The following is a 1522-nucleotide window of genomic DNA, read 5'->3' as shown; positions in this document are numbered from 1 at the left end:
GTTGTCGCGCAGCACGCGCGCGACGGCGGCCGCGTCGACCCCGACCAGGTCCAGGGTCACCACCACGGGGGAGCGCAGGTCGGCCTCGACGACGAACGGGCAGAGCCAGTCCCGCTGCGCCGCCCACGCGTACAGCACGTCGGAGGACTCCCGGGCGCGCGCGGCCGCCCAGGCCCGCCCGCCGTGGCCCAGCAGCCAGCGCAGCAGCGCCCGCAGCAGCACGCGGGGGACGAGCGCGGGCGTGGTGACGGTCTCGTCCTTGCGGGAGCTCGCCACCGCCGCGCGCAGGGACAGGAAGTCCGGCACCCACCGGGTCGGCTCCAGCCGCTCCGCGCGCTCCAGCGCCGCGGGCGACAGCACCGCGCACCACAGCCCGCCGTCGGAGCCCAGCGCCTTCTGCGGCGCGAAGTAGTAGGCGTCGGTCGCGGCGAGGTCGACCTCGACCGCTCCCGCCGCCGACGTGGCGTCGACGAGCACGAGCGCGTCCGGGTCGGCGCCGGGCACCCGCGCCACGGGGGCGAGGACCCCGGTGGAGGTCTCGTTGTGCGCCCACGCGTACGTGCCGACCCCCGCGAGGGCCTCGGCGCGCGCGGCGGTGCCCGGCTCGGCGCGCACGTGCAGCGACTCCGACACGAAGGGGGCGCGGGCGGTGCCGGCGGCGAACTTGGCCGAGAACTCCCCGTGCACGAGGTGCTGCACGCGTTCACCGACCAGCGCCCCGGTCGCGACGTCCCAGAAGGCCGTCGACCCGCCGTTGCCGAGCACGACCTCGTGGCCCTCGGGGGCCCCGAGCAGGGCCGCGAGCGAGGACCGCACCTCCCGCACCAGCGCTCGCACCGGCTCCTGCCGGTGACTGGTGCCGAGCACGTCCGCGGCCGCGAGCAGGCCGTCCAGCTGCTCGCGGCGCACCCGGCTGGGACCGGAGCCGAACCGGCCGTCGCGGGGGAGCAGGTCGGCAGGGACGCGGAGGGAGGGGCCGGGGTCGGCGGGCGCCGTCACCCCGCCATCGTCGCAGCCCTCAGAGCGAGCGCGGACCGCTGCCCGCGTAGCGCGCCGAGGGACGGATGAGCCGGCCGGTGCGCTTCTGCTCCAGCACGTGCGCGGACCAGCCGGCGCTGCGCGCGCAGGTGAACATGGGCGTGAACATGTCCGCGGGCACCTCGGCGAAGTCGAGGACGACCGCGGCCCAGAACTCCACGTTGGTCGCGAGCACGCGGTCGGGCTTCCTGGCCTGCAGCTCCGCCAGCGCCGCCTGCTCCAACGCCCGCGCCGCCTCGAACCGGGGCGCGCCCAGGCGCTCGGCCGGGGCGCGCAGCACCCGGGCGCGGGGGTCCTCGGCGCGGGACACCCGGTGCCCGACGCCCATGAGCCGCTCGCCGGAGTCGAGCACGCCCCGGACGTAGGCGAGCGCGTCACCACGCTCCTCCACGCCGTCCAGCATGTGGAGGACCCGGCTGGGCGCGCCGCCGTGCAGCGGCCCGCTCATGGCCCCGACCGCCGCCGCCACCGCCGCGGCGACGTC

The 1522-nt window shown here is 77.9% G+C and carries 2 protein-coding genes; both read right to left on the bottom strand.

The features are described from left to right. The coding region (locus tag ACTUAL_RS15080) for an aminotransferase class V-fold PLP-dependent enzyme (protein ID WP_440900690.1) at window positions 1–999 on the bottom strand (999 nt) is incomplete at its 3' end. A 19-nt stretch (window positions 1000–1018) separates the two neighbouring features. Continuing rightward, window positions 1019–1522 (bottom strand): citrate/2-methylcitrate synthase (locus ACTUAL_RS15075; RefSeq protein ID WP_440900689.1); only part of this gene is annotated, 504 nt, incomplete at its 5' end.

This window comes from Actinosynnema sp. (assembly GCF_052038725.1).
This window is presented reverse-complemented; position numbering and strand designations above follow the sequence as displayed.